Origin of the sequence: Paratractidigestivibacter sp. (assembly GCF_052362415.1) — a bacterium.
GTDB lineage: Bacteria > Actinomycetota > Coriobacteriia > Coriobacteriales > Atopobiaceae > Paratractidigestivibacter.
The window spans coordinates 2,728-3,542 of the sequence record NZ_DAWEMK010000073.1 but is presented as its reverse complement, the minus strand read 5'-3'; the positions used below and the strand labels follow the sequence as shown (position 1 = coordinate 3,542).

The window sequence follows — 815 nt, the reverse complement described above, 5'->3', positions numbered from 1 at the left end:
GAGAACGCCCCGGATGGCTACTACGACCTCGTTTTCATGGACATTCAGATACCGCTGATGAACGGCTACGAGGCCACTGCGGCCATCAGGGCGATGCCGGGCGAGCGCGGGAAGCTGCCGATCGTTGCCATGACGGCGAACGCGTTCGCCGAAGACGTGCAGCTTGCCAAGAACGCCGGCATGAACGAGCACGTGGCCAAGCCGCTCGACATGAACAAGCTGAACGACGTGCTCGGGGAGTGGCTGGGTTAGCGCGCGTCGCGCGTGTCGGTGGGTTTCTTGCCGCCGAGCCTATGTCCCCCGGAACATGGGCTCCGACCTTCTCTTTGCGGAGCTATCTCAGGCGTCCCTCGCGACCAAGCCCTATTTTTTCTTCCGAACCTGCCAAATCCTATACAGGATGTCCTTCAGCACGAGGAAGGCGTCCTGCTCGCTGAACTTGTCGATCGCGTCCTGGATCTCCTCGACCTCAGCGTCGTAGGCGATCGGGTCGTCGAGGGCGATCCCGTACATGAGCGCCATTTTCTTTGACTGGAAGATGTCGGGGATGGTCTCATTCGTTTCCCACTTGGAAATGGTCTGCCTGCTCACCCCGATCTTCGCGGCGACCTCCTCCTGCGAGTAACCGGTCTTCCTTCGAGCTTGGTACAGGTTGTTTCCGAGGTTCATGGTGCTCCTTCCGCCGCGGTTGGTTGACGATATCATTCTCGGGCGCCGCCGGGGAGAGGGTCTACCAACCTTAGATTGCAGTTTCGCGCGGGTTCTTAACGGCGGGTCGGATGTGGACATGGCGAAGCCCATGCGAAGAGTCGTTG

2 protein-coding genes are annotated in these 815 nt (G+C 60.0%); one reads left to right on the top strand and one right to left on the bottom strand.

Annotated features, from left to right (window positions below):
* The coding region (locus ACT84W_RS07630) for a response regulator (protein ID WP_444328765.1) at positions 1-252 on the top strand (252 nt) is incomplete at its 5' end.
* A gap of 111 nt (positions 253-363) precedes the next feature.
* Here the strand turns inward: ACT84W_RS07630 and ACT84W_RS07625 are convergent.
* On the bottom strand, positions 364-669 hold the full coding sequence (locus ACT84W_RS07625) for a helix-turn-helix transcriptional regulator (RefSeq protein ID WP_432291096.1): 306 nt from the start codon (positions 667-669) through the stop codon (positions 364-366).
* Positions 670-815 lie beyond the last annotated feature (146 nt).

What these genes read in the sequence shown, in the direction of transcription:
- ACT84W_RS07625 (WP_432291096.1), bottom strand. Translation starts at nt 669, where the DNA reads ATGAACCTCGGAAACAACCTGTACCAAGCTCGAAGGAAGACCGGTTAC.